Annotated in this window: 16 protein-coding genes; 14 read left to right on the top strand and 2 right to left on the bottom strand. The window is 68.9% G+C overall.

What is annotated here, in order from left to right:
- Nucleotides 1–110 precede the first annotated feature (110 nt).
- The 12 genes from KVY00_RS02170 to KVY00_RS02115 all read left to right on the top strand — a co-directional run bounded on the left by KVY00_RS02170 (nt 111) and on the right by KVY00_RS02115 (nt 10,689).
- On the top strand, nt 111–959 hold the full coding sequence (locus tag KVY00_RS02170) for a 3-hydroxyacyl-CoA dehydrogenase (protein ID WP_223044121.1): 849 nt from the start codon (nt 111–113) through the stop codon (nt 957–959).
- A gap of 39 nt (nt 960–998) precedes the next feature.
- On the top strand, nt 999–2,561 hold the full coding sequence (gene ffh, locus KVY00_RS02165) for a signal recognition particle protein (RefSeq protein ID WP_223044120.1): 1,563 nt from the start codon (nt 999–1,001) through the stop codon (nt 2,559–2,561).
- Between the two features lie 62 nt (nt 2,562–2,623).
- Nucleotides 2,624–3,694, top strand: coding sequence for a hypothetical protein (locus tag KVY00_RS02160; RefSeq protein WP_223044119.1), 1,071 nt, complete (start codon nt 2,624–2,626; stop codon nt 3,692–3,694).
- A 69-nt stretch (nt 3,695–3,763) separates the two neighbouring features.
- On the top strand, nt 3,764–4,315 hold the full coding sequence (locus KVY00_RS02155) for a CDP-alcohol phosphatidyltransferase family protein (RefSeq protein ID WP_223044118.1): 552 nt from the start codon (nt 3,764–3,766) through the stop codon (nt 4,313–4,315).
- A gap of 21 nt (nt 4,316–4,336) precedes the next feature.
- The gene (locus KVY00_RS02150) at nt 4,337–5,641 is read left to right on the top strand and encodes an alpha/beta fold hydrolase (RefSeq protein WP_223044117.1); all 1,305 of its coding nucleotides are present in this window, start codon (nt 4,337–4,339) and stop codon (nt 5,639–5,641) included.
- Between the two features lie 133 nt (nt 5,642–5,774).
- Nucleotides 5,775–6,188 (top strand): 30S ribosomal protein S16, encoded by a 414-nt coding sequence (gene rpsP / locus KVY00_RS02145; protein WP_223044116.1) that lies wholly within the window; start codon nt 5,775–5,777, stop codon nt 6,186–6,188.
- A 5-nt stretch (nt 6,189–6,193) separates the two neighbouring features.
- On the top strand, nt 6,194–6,484 hold the full coding sequence (locus tag KVY00_RS02140; RefSeq protein WP_223044115.1) for an RNA-binding protein: 291 nt from the start codon (nt 6,194–6,196) through the stop codon (nt 6,482–6,484).
- The gene (gene rimM, locus KVY00_RS02135) at nt 6,484–7,116 is read left to right on the top strand and encodes a ribosome maturation factor RimM (RefSeq protein WP_223044114.1); all 633 of its coding nucleotides are present in this window, start codon (nt 6,484–6,486) and stop codon (nt 7,114–7,116) included. Before KVY00_RS02140 ends, rimM begins: the two co-directional genes overlap by 1 nt.
- Nucleotides 7,113–7,877 (top strand): tRNA (guanosine(37)-N1)-methyltransferase TrmD, encoded by a 765-nt coding sequence (gene trmD, locus KVY00_RS02130; RefSeq protein ID WP_223044113.1) that lies wholly within the window; start codon nt 7,113–7,115, stop codon nt 7,875–7,877. Before rimM ends, trmD begins: the two co-directional genes overlap by 4 nt.
- 26 nt (nt 7,878–7,903) lie before the next feature.
- Nucleotides 7,904–9,298 carry a Mur ligase family protein gene (locus tag KVY00_RS02125; RefSeq protein ID WP_223044112.1) on the top strand — a complete coding sequence of 465 codons (1,395 nt, stop codon included), beginning with the start codon at nt 7,904–7,906 and terminating at the stop codon, nt 9,296–9,298.
- On the top strand, nt 9,295–10,035 hold the full coding sequence (locus KVY00_RS02120; protein ID WP_255572716.1) for a type 1 glutamine amidotransferase: 741 nt from the start codon (nt 9,295–9,297) through the stop codon (nt 10,033–10,035). The genes KVY00_RS02125 and KVY00_RS02120 overlap by 4 nt, the downstream gene beginning before the upstream one ends.
- 96 nt (nt 10,036–10,131) lie before the next feature.
- Nucleotides 10,132–10,689, top strand: a complete 558-nt coding sequence (locus tag KVY00_RS02115; protein WP_223044111.1) for a YceI family protein — start codon at nt 10,132–10,134, stop codon at nt 10,687–10,689.
- A gap of 60 nt (nt 10,690–10,749) precedes the next feature.
- Here KVY00_RS02115 and KVY00_RS02110 read toward each other — a convergent pair whose 3' ends face one another.
- A complete protein-coding gene (locus tag KVY00_RS02110) occupies nt 10,750–11,817 on the bottom strand; it encodes an FUSC family protein (RefSeq protein ID WP_223044110.1) in 1,068 nt (355 codons plus the stop codon).
- Nucleotides 11,814–12,863, bottom strand: coding sequence for an App1 family protein (locus tag KVY00_RS02105; protein WP_255572715.1), 1,050 nt, complete (start codon nt 12,861–12,863; stop codon nt 11,814–11,816). The genes KVY00_RS02110 and KVY00_RS02105 overlap by 4 nt, the downstream gene beginning before the upstream one ends.
- Nucleotides 12,864–13,140: 277 nt before the next feature.
- Here KVY00_RS02105 and KVY00_RS02100 point away from each other — a divergent pair, with 277 nt between their 5' ends.
- On the top strand, nt 13,141–14,595 hold the full coding sequence (locus tag KVY00_RS02100; RefSeq protein ID WP_223044109.1) for a cytochrome ubiquinol oxidase subunit I: 1,455 nt from the start codon (nt 13,141–13,143) through the stop codon (nt 14,593–14,595).
- Nucleotides 14,596–14,611: 16 nt separating this feature from the next.
- Nucleotides 14,612–15,640, top strand: a complete 1,029-nt coding sequence (gene cydB, locus KVY00_RS02095; RefSeq protein WP_223044108.1) for a cytochrome d ubiquinol oxidase subunit II — start codon at nt 14,612–14,614, stop codon at nt 15,638–15,640.
- The last annotated feature ends 48 nt before the right edge of the window (nt 15,641–15,688 follow it).

Genomic DNA, 15,688 nt, shown 5'->3' with positions numbered 1-15,688 from the left:
GCGCAGGGGGAGTAGACCGGTAGGTGAGGCCTGACGGCCGAGCCGAACGCTGCGACCGCCGGACCGGATCAGCCCCCAGAAGGGGTCACCATTCGAGAAAGGCAACACCCTTGCAGAACCTCACCGTGCTCGGAACCGGAGTGCTCGGATCCCAGATCATCTTCCAGTCCGCCTACTCCGGCAAGAACGTCGTCGCCTACGATCTGAACGACGAGATCCTCGCGAAGCTCGCGGATCGCTGGGAGTACCTGAAGCCGCTCTACCTGCGGGACCTGCCCGATGCGACGCCGGAGAAGCTGGAGGCGGCGGTGGGTCGCATCCGCACCAGCTCGGACCTCGCCGACGCGGTGAAGGACGCCGACATCATCATCGAGGCCGTGCCCGAGCGCCTCGACATCAAGCAGCAGACCTGGGAGAAGGTCGCCGCGGTCGCCCCCGAGAAGACGATCTTCTGCACGAACTCCTCGACCCTGCTGCCGAGCGATATCGCCCCGTTCACCGGTCGCCCCGAGAAGTTCCTCGCACTGCACTTCGCCAACGAGGTGTGGGCGAAGAACACCGGCGAGGTGATGGGCCACCCCGGCACCGACCCCGAGGTGTTCGAGCAGGTCGCCCACTTCGCTGAGGAGATCGGCATGGTGCCGATCCGCATCCACAAGGAGCAGCCGGGCTACGTGCTCAACTCGCTGCTCGTGCCGTTCCTCAACGCGGCCGCGGCTCTCCTCGTGAAGGGCATCGCCAGCCCTGAGGACATCGACCGCACCTGGAAGATCGCCACCGGCGCGCCCACGGGCCCGTTCGAGATCTACGACGTCGTCGGGATGACCACCCCCTACAACCTCGGCAAGGACAGCCCCGACCCCGTGCAGCGCGAGTTCGCCGAGTACATCAAGCGCGAGTACATCGACAAGGGATACCTGGGCAAGGGATCGGGCCGCGGGTTCTACGAGTACGAGTAGGTCGGGGAACCGCGGTGAGCCGGGTAGAATGAACGCGCTATGGCTACTTTCGGAAACCTGTCTGCTCGGCTCACCGAGACCTTCAAGAACCTCCGCGCGAAGGGCAAGCTGTCGGCCTCGGACGTCGACAGCACGGTGCGCGAGATCCGCCGCGCGCTGCTCGAGGCCGACGTCGCGCTCGACGTGGTCAAGGAGTTCACGGCGAAGGTGCGCGAGCGCGCCCTCGGCGACGAGGTCAACCAGGCGCTGAACCCCGCGCAGCAGGTCGTGCAGATCGTCAACGAGGAGCTCGTCGGCATCCTCGGCGGCGAGCAGCGCCGGCTGCAGTTCGCGAAGAACCCGCCCACGGTGATCATGCTCGCCGGCCTGCAGGGCGCCGGTAAGACCACCCTCGCGGGCAAGCTCGCGAAGTGGCTGCGCGATCAGGGCCACACCCCGATGCTGGTTGCCTGCGACCTGCAGCGCCCCAACGCCGTCACCCAGCTGGGGGTCGTCGCCGAGCAGGCCGGAGTCGACATCTACGCGCCCGAGCCGGGCAACGGCGTCGGCGACCCGGTGAAGGTCGCGAAGAACGGTGTCGCCGAGGCCAGGCGCACGCAGCACGACTTCGTGATCATCGACACCGCGGGCCGCCTCGGCGTCGACGCCGAGCTCATGCAGCAGGCCGCCGATATCCGCAAGGCGACCGATCCCGACGAGGTGCTGTTCGTCATCGATGCGATGATCGGTCAGGATGCGGTCGCGACGGCCCGCGCCTTCCAGGAGGGCGTCGACTTCACGGGCGTCGTGCTCACCAAGCTCGACGGCGATCAGCGCGGCGGTGCCGCTCTCTCGATCCGCGGCACCACGGGCAAGCCGATCCTCTTCGCCTCGACCGGCGAGGGCCTGGGCGACTTCGAGCCGTTCCACCCCGATCGCATGGCGAGCCGCATCCTCGACCTCGGCGACGTACTCACCCTCATCGAGCAGGCCCAGCAGGCCTTCGATGAGGAGGAGGCGCGCAAGGTCGCCGAGAAGATCGCGAGCGACTCCTTCACTCTCGACGACTTCCTGGCCCAGATGCAGCAGCTGCGCAAGGCCGGCTCCCTGAAGAAGATGATGGGGATGCTGCCCGGCATGGGCAAGATGAAGGATCAGCTCGACAACTTCGACGAGCGCGAGATCGTGCGCACCGAGGCCATCATCCAGTCGATGACGCGCGCCGAGCGCCAGAATCCCAAGATCCTCAACGGATCCCGTCGCCTGCGCATCGCCAAGGGCTCGGGTGTGACGGTCACCGAGGTGAACCAGCTCGTGCAGCGCTTCGAGCAGGCCGCCAAGATGATGAAGACGGTGGCCCGCGGCGGAGTGCCGCAGATCCCCGGCATGGGGCCGATGCCGGGCATGAGCCACGGCGGCAAGAAGAAGCAGCAGGCGAAGGGCAAGGGCAAGAAGCAGTCGGGCAATCCCGCCAAGCGCGCCCAGCAGGCCGCCGGCGTCGCCGCGAAGCAGGCGAGCAGGTCCGCGACCGGCTCCGGCTTCGGTCTGGGCGGCGGAAAAGCGCAGCCGAGCGAGGAGGAGCTCGCGAAGCTGCAGCAGATGCTCGGCAAGGGGCTGCGCTGACGCTTCGCGGCTCCGATCCCGCCGGCCGGCTCGCGCTGTTCCGGTCGGAGTGGCCGCGCCGGGTGAGCTGGGGCGAGGTGCGCGACGAGGATCCGTCGGCGTTCCGCTCCGCCGCCAGGGGTGCTTTCCTGGTGGTTGCGGCCGTGCCCGTCGCCCTGCTCTGCTCCAGCCTCACGACGGAGATGCCGGTGGCGATCCCGCTGCCCGACTGGCTCGACTGGGGGCGCGGGCTGTTCATGATGGTGCTGCTCTGGTTCGTGATCGGGCTCTGGATCTGGGGCGCCGTGCTGCTCTCCATGCCGGCCGACACGCGGCGCGGGATCGCGTTTCAGCGGTTCGCACGGCAGCGCGGGCTGCAGTACCGGCGCTACGGCATCCTGCCGCGCCGCTGGGGCATCTTCTTCGGCGAGGGGCGGGCGGGAGCGCCGCCCCGCAAGCTCGCGCGGCTGGCCCACCGCGAGGATCCGGCCCGCGCGCCGCTCTACCAGTCCCAGTTCGCGCTCGCCGAGGAGGGGGTCGACCGCGGCGAGCTGATGGATCCGCCGCTGCAGATCGCCCTCGCCACCTACACCGGCGGGAAGAGCGACCCCAAGGGGCCGTTCCCGGCGTTCCGCTACCTGTCGATGAAGCTGCCGCGCGCGCTGCCGCACCTCATGATCGACGCGCGCCGCAACGGCAGCCTGCGCGCCGTGCTGCCCGGCTCGCAGCGGCTCTCGCTGGAGGGCGACTTCGACCGCCATTTCACGGTGTACGCGCCGGCCGGGTACCAGCGCGACGCGCTCGAACTGCTCACCCCGGATGTTATGGTCTGCCTCATCGACCACGGCCGGCGCTGGGACATCGAGGTGATCGAGGATCGGCTCGTCGTGGCCTCGCGCCGTTTCCGCGCGGGTTCGGATCGCTCGGAGGTCACCGCGATGCTGCTCTTCTCCGAGCTCGTCGCGCGGGAGCTCGGGCACCAGGCCCGTCACTACACCGATCCGAGGGCCGCGAGGCCGCGCTCGCAGGTGGCCGACGCGGGGCGACGGCTCCGCCTGCGTTCGGCCGCCTGGACGACGGCCGCTTTCGTGCTCGCCGTCGCAGGGATGTTTGCGTTCCCCCATCTGCTCGGCTGGTGGCTCGACCGGAACTGATCCGGGAATGAACCGGCCCCGTGCTGCCCACCCGCGTAGACTCGGGGGAGATGCCGAGGGGAGGGGCGGATGACGAGCGATAGGTCCTGGGCCACGCTGCCCAACGCGATCACGCTGCTGCGCCTGCTGCTCGTCGTTCCCATCGCGCTGCTGCTGATCGAGGGCGCACGGCCGGTGCTCACCGTGGTGCTGCTCGTGATCTTCGGCGCGAGCGACTGGGTCGACGGCACGCTCGCGCGGCTGCTGAACCAGGTCTCCCGGTTCGGCAAACTGTTCGACCCCCTCGCGGATCGCATCGGCGTCGTCGCGATCGTGCTCGCGATGATCGCCGCGGGGCTGCTCCCGGCGTGGACGGCGATCGCGATACCCGGCGTCGACCTGGTGCTGCTCGTGGTCTATGTCTTGAAGCGTCCCGAGCGCATTCCCGATGCGAGCCTGCTGGGCAAGGCCCGCACGGCCGTGATGATGGCGGGCCTCGCCGCGGTGGGATTCGGGATCCTGCCCGGCCTCGAGTGGCTCGGCGAGGTCGGGCGGTGGATCACCGCGGTCGGCGTGGTGATGCACGTCGTGGTGGGCGCCGACTACTTCCGTCAGATGCTCGCGGATCGCCGCCGGGGATGAGGGGGCTCTAGGCTGGAGCGTATGAGCAGCAGCCCCGAGTACTGGATCGGCAAGGACATCGTCGCCCGCGACGTGTGGACGACGGTGCCGCTCGACTGGGCCGATCCCGCCGGCGAGCGGATCCGGGTCTACGCCCGCGAGCTCGTCGCCGCGGAGAAGCGCGGCGAGGACCTGCCGTTGCTGGTGCATCTGCAGGGCGGGCCGGGCGGTAAGGGTACGCGCCCGCTGGGTCGCTCGGGCTGGGTGGGAGCGGCGCTGCGCCGCTTCAGGCTGGTGATCCCGGATCAGCGGGGCACCGGTCGCTCGACCCCCGTGAGCGGCGACGACTTCGAGAGGCTGCCCGCGGAGGAGTCGGCCCGGCGTCTCTCCCTGCACCGTGCCGACTCGATCGTGCGGGATCTCGAAGCGATTCGCGCCGCGCACTACGAGGGGCGCCAGTGGTGGACCATCGGCCAGAGCTACGGCGGGTTCCTCACGCTGCACTACCTGTCGACCGCGCCCGAGGCGATCGTCGGGTCCGTGGTGACGGGAGGGCTCGCGGGTCTCGACGCCGGCCCCGCCGAGGTGTATCGCCGCACATTCCCGCGCACGCGGGAGAAGAACCGGCTCTTCCGCGAACGACTGCCGCACCTCGAGGAGCGCGTCGCGCGCATCGCCGACCTGCTCGGATCGCAGGACGTGCGGCTGCCGGACGGCGACCGCCTCACGGTGCGCCGCCTGCAGACGCTCGGCTTCGACTTCGGCATGGCCCCCGGTTTCGACCGCGTGCACTGGCTGCTCGACGAGGCCTTCGCCGACGCCGCCGAGACGAGGCTGAGCGAGGCGTTCATCGACGCCGTGGGGGCCGACACGGGGTTCGCCGGCAGGCCGCTCTACGCGGCGCTGCAGGAGGCGATCTACGGCCCGGGCCCCTCTGCCTGGGCGGCGCAGCGCGAGCGGGAGCGCCATCCGGACTTCGCCGAGTCGTCGCGGCCGCTGCAGTTCACGGGGGAGATGGTGTTCCCGTGGATGTTCGAGGAGATCCGGGCGCTGCGCGGGTTCCGGGCCGGGGTCGAGCTGCTGGCCGAGCGGGCCTGGCCGATCGCGCTGTACGACGGGGATCGGCTGGCGTCGAACGAGGTGCCGGTCGAGGCGGCGGTGTACTTCGACGACATGTACGTCGATGCGGATCTCTCGCTCGACACGGCCAAGCGGGTCGCGGGTCTGAATGCCTGGGTCACGAACGAGTACGAGCATGACGGCGTGCACCACGACGGGGTGGCCGAGCGCCTGTTCTCGGCTCTCGAGCACCGCCTCGGAGGGACGCCGAAGGCAAGAAATGCCTGATCGCAACAAAAATTGCGTTTCTGGTGCTTTTGTGTGAGGATTGTTGAGTTCGCGCAAACCTGCGCGCCCAGGCTTCCGCTCCCGCTCGAATAAGCGATGCGCGGCGTCACACTACTCGATTCAAGGAGTCATCATGGCTGTCAAGATCCGTCTCAAGCGCCTCGGCAAGATCCGTGCGCCCTACTACCGCATCGTCGTCGCCGACTCGCGCACCAAGCGCGACGGCCGCGTGATCGAGGAGATCGGCAAGTACCACCCCACCGAGCAGCCCTCGTTCATCGAGGTCGACTCCGACCGCGCGCAGTACTGGCTCAGCGTGGGCGCTCAGCCCACCGAGCAGGTGGCCGCGATCCTCAAGCTCACCGGCGACTGGGGCAAGTTCACCGGCGAGGGCAACACCGAGTCGGTCGTCAAGCCGGTCGAGCCCAAGCCTGTCTTCGAGGCTGACGCGGCCAAGAAGCCCGTGCTGCGCCCCAAGGCCGAGAAGCCCGCTGCCCCCGCTGAGGCTCCGGCCGAGGAGGCCGCGGCCGAGAACGCCGAGGGCTAATCCTCTTGGCTGAGCAGGCGCTGGCCGAAGCGCTCGACCACCTGGTGCGCGGCATCGTCGATCACCCCGAGCGGGTGCGCGTCGATGCGCGCGAGACCCCTCGGGGCGATGTGCTCGAGGTGCGTGTGCACCCGAGCGACCTCGGGCGGGTGATCGGACGCAGCGGTCGCACCGCGTCCTCGCTGCGCACCGTCGTCTCGGCGCTCGCCGAGGGCGGCCGCGTGCGCGTCGACGTGATCGATACCGACCAGGACGACCGCGACGATGACGCGGTCGAGTCGGAGGGTGCCGCCTGATGGCTGACGCTCACGGGCGTGTGCGAGCTCCCCGTCCCGCAAGCGGGGCGGGGAGTTTGCGTGTCGGACGCCTCACCAAACCTCACGGCCTCAAGGGCGGCATCAAGCTCGAGCTGTTCACCGACAATCCCGAACTGCGCTTCGTTCCCGGCGCGGTGTTCCACCTGCAGGTCCCCGAGGATTCGCCCTGGTTCGGCCGCACCATCACCATGCGCGAGCTGCGCTGGTTCAACGACTCCCCGGTCGGCTTCTTCCAAGAGGTGCCCGACCGAACCGCTGCCGAGAGCATCGTGCGCGCGATCCTCTGGATCGACGAGCAGGCCGTCGCGGCGGGTGAAGAGGAGAACGCCTGGTACGACCACCAGCTGGTCGGTCTCGACGTCGTGCGCGACGACGATGGCGGGCCGGTCAAGCTCGGCACGGTCGCGGAGGTGCAGCACTTCCCCGCTCAGGATCTGCTCGTCGTCAACACCGAGAACGGCCCGGTGCTCGTGCCGTTCGTCGAAGCGATCGTGCCGCTCGTCGATGTCGAGGCCGGGGTGGTGCGCGTGACGCCGCCCGCCGGCCTCTTCGAAGAGCTCGCTGCGACGCCCGAGGCGGAGACCGGCGACGCGGACGGCGCGACGGCATGAGGATCGACGTCGTATCCATCTTCCCCGGCTACTTCGACGCGCTCGAGCTGTCGCTGCTCGGCAAGGCGAAGCAGAAGGGGCTCATCGATGTGCGGGTGCACGACCTGCGGGATGCGGCGCACGACAGGCACCGCACGGTCGACGACACGCCCACGGGCGGCGGCGCCGGCATGGTGATGAAGCCCGAGCCCTGGGGCGAGATGCTCGACGGCATCCTCGCCGAGTCTCCGGATGAGCCCGCCGAGACCCCGCGATCCGAGGCGCACGGCCCGCTCATCATCTTCCCGTCGCCGGCCGGCGAGGTGTTCACGCAGCGCATGGCGCGCGAACTCGCGCAGGAGCAGCACCTCGTGTTCGGCTGCGGTCGCTACGAGGGTATCGACCAGCGCGTCTTCGACGAGTACGCCGAGCGCGGGCGCGTGCGCCTGGTCAGCATCGGCGATTACGTGCTCAACGGGGGAGAGGTCGCGGCGATCGCGATGATCGAGGCGATCGCGCGACTGCTGCCCGGGGTCGTGGGCAACCCCGAGAGCCTCGTCGAGGAGTCGCACGAGGAGGACGGGCTGCTCGAGTATCCGAGCTACACCAAGCCCGCCGAGTGGCGCGGCCGCGAGGTTCCCTCCGTGCTGCTGAGTGGCAACCACGCAGCGATCGACGCCTGGCGGCGGGAGCAGCGCATCGAGCGCACCCGACGCGTGCGACCCGAGCTGCTGCCCCGCGAGTTGCGGGGCGAGTCCCGCGGTCGTCACGCGGCCGAGTGACGGGCGAGCACCGCTAGGCTTGAGCCATGCGTGATGTTCTCTCCGCCGTCGTCGGCAAGACGGTGCGGCAGGTGGCCAAGCTTCGCGGCGGCGGCGGTTCCGCGCTGCCCGGCCTGGTCGTCGAAAAGCTCGATCCCGGGTTCATGGGCCGGGTGCTCGGCCGCCTGCCCTACGGGGTGATCGCCGTGAGCGGTACCAACGGCAAGACCACCACCACGAAGATGATCGTGGAGATGTTGCAGGCCAGGGGCCTGCGCGTGTTCACGAACAAGACGGGTTCGAACTTCTCGCGGGGCGTGGTCGCCGCGGCGATCCAGGAGTGCTCGCTCGGCGGCCGCCTCGACGCCGACATCGCGGTGCTCGAGCTCGACGAGGCTCACGCCATGTACTTCATCGACCGGGTGAAGCCGCGATTCACGCTGCTCCTCAACGTGCTGCGGGATCAGCTCGACCGCTTCGGCGAGATCGACACCACCGCGAAGCTGCTGCAGCGCATCGCGGACGCGACGACCGAGGGCCTCGTCGTCAATCGCGAGGATCGCCTGGTCGCCGCGATCGGCGAGCGCACGCGGGAGCGGGCGGGATCGGGCGGCGGATCCGGATCCTCGTCCCCGCAGCCGGCCCTCCGCCCCGAGGTGCGCGAGTTCGGCCTCTCCACCGCGCTGCTCAGCACCTTCCCGAGCGACGACGACTTCCACGCGACTCCGCTCGAGGGAGCCGCCGAGGCGGCTCCCGAGCGGCCCGATGCCGACGTGACGCTCGTCGAACTCGGCGACCACGAGGCCGTGTTCAGGATCGAGGGAGAGGACCATCGCACCTCTCTGAAGCTCGAGGGCCTCTACAACACCTTCAACGCGGCGGCCGCGCTCGCGACGGTGCGCCTGGCGCTCGACGCCGGCCCGCTGCCCGGACACGCCGCGCGTCACCGCGACGCCGACACCGATGGAGCGCTCATCGCCGCGCTCGCGGAGGTGCGCCCGGCCTTCGGGCGCGGTGAGCAGTTGCAGCTCGACGGGCAGCCGCTCGAACTCGTACTCGTGAAGAACCCCGCTGGCTTCAGGCTGGGGCTCGCCTCGTTCGACGCGGCGGGCGTCGACGTGATGATCGCGATCAACGATCAGTACGCCGACGGCCGCGACATGTCGTGGCTGTGGGACGTCGATTTCACGTCGCTCGCTGAGGGCGGGGTCGATACGGTGAGCGGCACGCGCGCCTGGGACATGGCGCTGCGCCTGGAGCATGACGACGTGCCGGTGGGGACCGTGGAGGAAGATCTGGGCCGAGCGCTGGTCTCCTTCCGCGAGCGCACGCTGGTCGAGGGTGCCGCCTCGCGCCCGCGGCGCATCTACTGCACCTATACCGCCATGCTCGAGCTGCGCCGCGCGCTGGCCGAGCTGACCGATGTGGAGGACATCTGGTGAGCGCGAACGAGAACCGGCTCGAGCGCGAGCTCGTCATCGTGTCGCTGTACCCGCGCGACATGAACATCTACGGCGACCGCGGCAACGTGCTGTCGCTCGCCAGGCGGGCGCGCGCTCAGGGCTTCGAGCCCCGGGTCGTCGAGGTGAACCCCGGGGACCCGCTGCCCGAGCGCGTCGATATCGTCGTGGGCGGCGGCGGTCAGGATTCGGGGCAGGGCCGCGTCGCGAGGGATCTCGCGCTGCGCGCCGACGAGATCCGGGCTCTCGCCGACGCCGGTACCCCGATGCTCATGGTGTGCGGCCTGTACCAGCTCTTCGGTCACCGCTTCGTGACCTACACGGGCGAGGAGCTCGTGGGGATCGGCGTGCTCGACGTCGAGACGCGCGGCGGCGACGTGCGGATGATCGGCAATATCGTGCTCGAGTCCGACGAGTTCGGCGAGATCATCGGATACGAGAACCACAGCGGCAACACGAGACTGGGGCCGGGTTCGCAGCCGCTCGGCCGGGTGACCCAGGGAGCGGGCAACAATCCCGACGACGGAGTCGAGGGAGCGCGCACCGGCAACGTGATCGGCACCTATCTGCACGGCTCCCTGCTGCCCAAGAATCCTGCGCTCAGCGACTTCCTCATCGGCGAGGCGGCGCGCCGCCGCTACGGCTCCTTCGAGCCGATCGCCGGGGTGGACGAGACGGTCGAGCGAGCCCGGGCGAGCGCGAAGCGACGCCCGCGCTGAAAAAAATTTATATGCACGGGAATATAGTTCTGGATCGGCCGGTTGTCGTTCTGTGAGGCCGTCGAGCGGCGGCGCCAACAGCAGAAAGGCAACAACATGAGCATCACCGCAGATCAGATCCCCGGTTACCGCGTCGGCACCTGGAAGGTCGACCCCACGCACTCCGAGGTCGGCTTCTCGATCCGTCACCTCGCGATCAGCAAGGTGAAGGGCAAGTTCGAGCAGTTCGACGCGACCTTCGTGACGGCGGAGAACCCGCTCGACTCCTCCGTCGAGGCCACAGCCGAGGTCGCCTCGATCAACACCAACGAGAAGAACCGCGACGGGCACCTGCGCACGGGCGACTTCTTCGCGGCCGAGGAGTACCCGCAGCTCACCTTCGTGTCCACCGGTGTGCGCGAGGAGAACGGCGAGTTCAAGGTCGACGGCGATCTCACCATGCGCGGCGTCACGAAGCCCGTCACCTTCGACTTCGAGTTCGGCGGCTTCGGTGAGGACGCCTACGGCAACTACAAGGCCGGCTTCACCGCGACCACCGTCGTGAAGCGCGAGGACTTCGGCCTCACCTGGAACGCGCCGCTCGAGAAGGGCGGCCTGCTGCTCGGCTCCGACGTGACCGTCACCCTCGACATCCAGGCCTCGCTCGAGAAGTAGGTCTCGCACGCGAAGCGCGGACCCGCCCCTCGAATCGTGGAGGGGCGGGTCCGCTGCGTGCTACTCGAGCTCGCCGACGATCCTGCCCCGCACCCGGCGCAGATCCTCCATCAGCGAGCCGATGAGCACCCAGTGGTCCGGGTGCGGCTGCGGGATCGTGTAGGGCTTCGTGAGCGCCGGCGGTTCGACCGCCTCTGAATCGTCTCCGGTGAGCGAGACGAGGCGTTCGAGGTCGTGCGCGGCGCGACGCATCTCCTCGACCATGCCCACGACCGAGGGATCGGTCACGAGATCGGGTTCGTACAGGTCGTAGACGGCGCGCGACATGCCCCCGATCTGCGTGACGATCGGCTGCAGGCGCTGGAAGAGCGCGTCATCCTCCGCGAGGCCGCGGCGGTAGCGGCGGCTGCGAGGGTTGAGGCGCAGGCTCTCGCGGGCCTGGCGCAGCAGGCCGTGCACCCGGGTGCGCTCGCTCTGCAGCGATCTGGCGTCGTCGTGCATCTGCTCGAGCCAGTCGTCGTCGCGCGGCTCGTCGAGGGCGTCGGCGATGCGCCGCAGCGACGCGGCGGCGTCGGCGGTGAGCGCGACGATGGCCTCGTGCACGGGCAGCGTGCGCACGGGGGCCGCGACGAGCGCGTTGATCGCGACGCCGATCAGGGCGCCGATGAGGGTCTCGACGAGGCGCTCCACGCCGTAGAGCAGATCGAGGCCGCCGAGCGCGATCATCAGCAGCGCGCTCACGACGATCTGGTTGGCGGCGCTCGGGGTCATGCGCAGCACCCACCCGAGCGCCAGGCCTGCGACGAGGGCCGCGATGAACAACCAGGAGTGCTGGCCCAGCAGCTCGCCCGTGATGAGCGCGACGGTCACGCCGAGCAGCACGCCGACCACTCGCTCGATGCCCTTGCTCAGCGACTGATCGACGTTGTCCTGCACCACGAGCAGCGCCGCGATCGCCCCGAAGATGGGCAGCTGCTCGGGGAAGACGAGCAGGCAGGTGAACCAGGCGAGCACCATCGCGGCGAGCGTCTTGACGACCTGCACCAGCGGGGTGCGCCGCTCGGCGATGAAGCGGCCGGTCAGCTGCCGGGGCGCTCGGCGCCAGCGCGCGGCGGAGTGCTCGGTCACAGGAGGTCCAGTTTGTGGAGCTCTTCGCGCAGCGTCGCCCCGTCCGGGCCGTAGACCCACGGGACGCCGCTCGTGCTGCGGTGCAGGCGGGCCTTCGAACGGCCGCCCGCGAGCACGGCCTCGCCCACCGAGAGCTGCCGGATCGCAACCGCTGCGACGCTGCTCGGGTGCTCGGTGGCGAATTCGTGGTACAGCGCCTCATCGTGCTGGCCGTCATCGCCGAAGAGCACCCAGCGGGTGTCCGGGAACTCCCGCACGAGGCGCTGCAGCTCGCGGCGCTTGTGCTCCTTGCCGCTGCGGAACCAGCGGTCGTGCGTCGGCCCCCAGTCGGTGAGCAGCAGCGGGCCCATGGGGTAGAGGTTGCGAGCGAGGAAGCGGCTGAGCGCGGGGGCCGCGTTCCAGGCGCCCGTCGACAGGTAGAGCACGGGTGCGCCGGGGTTCGCGGCGACGAGATGGTCGAGCATGACGTTCATGCCGGGAGTGGCGGATCGCGCGTGCTCGTCGAGCACGAAGCTGTTCCAGGCGGCGACGAACGGGCGCGGCAGGGCGGTGATGAGGATCGTGTCGTCGACGTCGGAGATGACGCCCAGCTTCGCCGCGGGGTCGACCACCGCGACCGGCGCGTCCGCCGGTTCGCTGTCGCCGGCCTGCAGGGTGATCGTGTGCCAGCCGGGGGTGAGGGAGACCGGCACGATGGCGTCGATCACGCCGCCGCGGTCGGCGGTGATCTCAGTGACGAAGTCGCCGTCGATCGAGACCCGCACCTGCTGATAGGGCACGTTGAGGCTCGTGAAGGTGCGCCAGCCGCGCACCCGCGACACCGCCGCGACATCCGGGCGCAACCGAGTGTGCTCGCGGCTCTCGGGTTTCAGATAGAGCACCCGCCCGAGCACGCGCACCCAGCCGTCGCCGCCGTAGCCGATGTACGGGATCACGGACGGCACCTTGCCTCGGGCGACCGCTCGACGCGAGCGGCGGCTGTGCACCCAGTCCTCGAGGCGCGCCGCGAGGCGAGGACGATTGTCGGGCTGGGCGTTCGGGGTCACGGATCCAGTCTAGGGGTCGGCGCCTCCGCGTCGGCGTGACGTTCGGGCTGTCTCGACGCCGAGAGAAAACTCACTCGGCATCGAACAAAAACTCTTTCGGTGTCGAGTTAAAACTCTTTCGACGTCAAGCCAAACTCGCAGCAAACTCACAGAAAGAGTAGAATTCGAGGTGGCCGGTCGCCGACCGGCAGCTCCGGCGAGAATGACATCTCGTGGCGGAACTCACTAAGGGAGTGCGTGCCTTGGTGAGGCCGCCCTCTTCGTTCAGGAGCGATACATGAACGAATTCTTCGATGCGCTGACGCTCGCGCGCTGGCAGTTCGGGCTCACGACGCTGTACCACTTCATCTTCGTGCCGCTCACGATCGGCCTGAGCCTGCTGGTCGCGATCCTGCAGACCGTCTGGGTGCGCACCGGCAAGGTGAAGTACCTCCGGCTGACCCGCCTGTTCGGCAAGATCTTCCTCATCAACTTCGCGATGGGGGTGGTCACCGGCATCGTGCAGGAGTTCCAGTTCGGCATGAACTGGTCGAACTACTCGCGGTTCGTGGGCGATATCTTCGGAGCGCCGCTCGCGATGGAGGGCCTCATCGCCTTCTTCTTCGAGGCGACCTTCATCGGCCTCTGGATCTTCGGCTGGGACAAGCTGCCGAAGAAGATCCACGTGCTGACCATCTGGTTCGTCTGGATCGGCACGGTGCTCTCGGCCTACTTCATCCTCGCGGCCAACGCCTTCATGCAGAACCCCGTGGGCTTCGAGATCAACGAGGAGCGCGGTCGCGCCGAGCTCGACAGCATCGGCTCCGTGCTGCTGAACCCCGTCGCGCTCACCCAGTTCCCGCACACGCTGTTCGCGTCGATCATGTTCGCGGGCGTGGTGATGGTCGCGGTCGCGGCCTGGCACCTGCAGCGAGGCCAGTTCGTCGACGAGATGCGCACGACGCTGCGCTTCGGCGCCTGGACCAATATCCTGGCCTTCCTCGGCGTCGGTCTCACCGGCCACGAACTCGGCATGGTGATGACGCAGACGCAGCCGATGAAGATGGCGGCGGCCGAGGCCCTGTACAACAACGCGAGCGGCGCCGACGCCTCGTTCTCCATCTTCAGCTGGGGCACCCCGGACGGCGCGCACGAGATCTTCTCGATCCGCATCCCCTATCTGCTGTCCTTCCTCTCGAACGGCACGTTCGACGGCACCGTCGAGGGGATCCGGGATCTGCAGGCCGAGTACGAGACGGCCTTCTGCGGTGCGGATTCGGCGCTCACCTGCCCGAGCGACGGCAGCTTCGTGCCGATCGTGTGGGTCACCTACTGGGCCTTCCGCTGGATGATCGGCCTCGGCGCCTTCGCCGCGCTGGTCTCGGCCGTGGGCCTCTGGATCACCCGCAAGAACGCTGAACTGCCGACCTGGGTCTGGAAGGTCGCGATCTGGACCGCGCCGATCCCGATGCTCGCCTCGCTCGTCGGCTGGATCTTCACCGAGATGGGCCGTCAGCCCTGGATCGTGTTCGGGGTGATGACCACGGAGCAGGCCGTCTCGCCCGGTGTGCCGGGATGGGCCGTGCTCGTATCGCTCATCGTCTTCACGCTCGTGTACGGCGGGCTCGCGGTGCTCGAGTTCAAGCTGATCACCCGAGCGGCGAAGGAGGGGCCGCCCGAGATCGAGATGAGCGGCGGCGCCGGCGACGACGAGGGCGAGCCCGACCAGCAGAAGCTGGCCACGGTCTACTGAGAGAAGGAACGGAAACATGGAACTCACCACACTCTGGTTCCTCATCGTCGGGGTGCTGCTCATCGGCTACTTCGTGCTCGACGGCTTCGACTACGGCGTCGGCATGTCCCTGCCCTTCCTCGGACGAGACGACACCGACCGCCGGCTCATCATCAACACGATCGGCCCGGTCTGGGACCTCAACGAGACCTGGCTCATCGTGGCGGGCGCTGCGCTCTTCGCCGCGTTCCCCGAGTGGTACGCCACGATGTTCTCGGGCTTCTACCTCGCCCTGCTGCTGATCCTCGTCGCGCTGATCCTGCGCGGCGTCTCGTTCGAGTACCGGAACCAGGGCAAGGGGCGGCAGTGGACGCGCTGGTTCGACCAGTTCATCTTCTGGGGCTCGGTGCTGCCCCCGCTGCTGTGGGGCGTCGCGTTCGCGAACCTCGTGCAGGGGCTGCCGATCTCGCTGCTGCCGCAGGGAGGCTGGATCTACGAGGGCACGCTGCTCACGCTGCTCAACCCGTACGGTCTGCTGGGCGGCATCGTGATGCTGCTGATCTGCTTCACGCACGGTCTCGTCTTCATCTCGCTGAAGACGCTGGGGGACATGCGCGAGCGGGCCCGGAAGCTCGCGACGAAGGTCGGGATCGCGGCGATCGTCGCCGGCGCAGCATTCCTGCTCTGGACGATCCTCATGCATCTCGATCACGAGATGCTGTGGCTGATCGTGGTCTGCGCGGCGGTCGCCGCGGTCGGCCTGATCGGCGGGTTCGTCGCGAACCTCGTCGGCCGCGAGGGCTGGGCCTTCACGGGTAACGCCGTCGCGATCACCTTCGCGCTGCTCACCATCTTCATGGCGCTCTTCCCGTACCTCATGTACTCGACGATCGACCCGGCGTTCTCGATGTCGATCGAGGGAGCCGCGAGCTCGCAGAAGACGCTCGAGCTCATGACCTGGGTGGCCGGCTTCACACTGCCGCTCGTGCTCGCGTACCAGGCGTGGACCTACTGGATCTTCCGCAAGCGCCTCACCCGCGAGGCGATCCCCGCCGGCGCGCACTGAGCGGCGGACCCGTGCCCGGTGACCATGCGGTCCGCCGCACCGGGCGCG

Origin of the sequence: Leucobacter tenebrionis, from assembly GCF_019884725.1 — a bacterium.
GTDB lineage: Bacteria > Actinomycetota > Actinomycetes > Actinomycetales > Microbacteriaceae > Leucobacter > Leucobacter tenebrionis.
The sequence above is the reverse complement of the archived record's forward strand: the minus strand, read 5'-3'. Positions and strand labels throughout refer to the sequence as shown.

Excerpts from the sequence above, each read along its gene's own strand:
- ffh (WP_223044120.1), top strand. The coding sequence starts at position 999 with ATGGCTACTTTCGGAAACCTGTCTGCTCGGCTCACCGAGACCTTCAAG.
- KVY00_RS02155 (WP_223044118.1), top strand. The coding sequence starts at position 3,764 with ATGACGAGCGATAGGTCCTGGGCCACGCTGCCCAACGCGATCACGCTG.
- KVY00_RS02150 (WP_223044117.1), top strand. The coding sequence starts at position 4,337 with ATGAGCAGCAGCCCCGAGTACTGGATCGGCAAGGACATCGTCGCCCGC.
- rpsP (WP_223044116.1), top strand. The coding sequence starts at position 5,775 with ATGGCTGTCAAGATCCGTCTCAAGCGCCTCGGCAAGATCCGTGCGCCC.
- rimM (WP_223044114.1), top strand. The coding sequence starts at position 6,484 with ATGGCTGACGCTCACGGGCGTGTGCGAGCTCCCCGTCCCGCAAGCGGG.
- trmD (WP_223044113.1), top strand. The coding sequence starts at position 7,113 with ATGAGGATCGACGTCGTATCCATCTTCCCCGGCTACTTCGACGCGCTC.
- KVY00_RS02125 (WP_223044112.1), top strand. The coding sequence starts at position 7,904 with ATGCGTGATGTTCTCTCCGCCGTCGTCGGCAAGACGGTGCGGCAGGTG.
- KVY00_RS02115 (WP_223044111.1), top strand. The coding sequence starts at position 10,132 with ATGAGCATCACCGCAGATCAGATCCCCGGTTACCGCGTCGGCACCTGG.
- KVY00_RS02100 (WP_223044109.1), top strand. The coding sequence starts at position 13,141 with ATGAACGAATTCTTCGATGCGCTGACGCTCGCGCGCTGGCAGTTCGGG.
- cydB (WP_223044108.1), top strand. The coding sequence starts at position 14,612 with ATGGAACTCACCACACTCTGGTTCCTCATCGTCGGGGTGCTGCTCATC.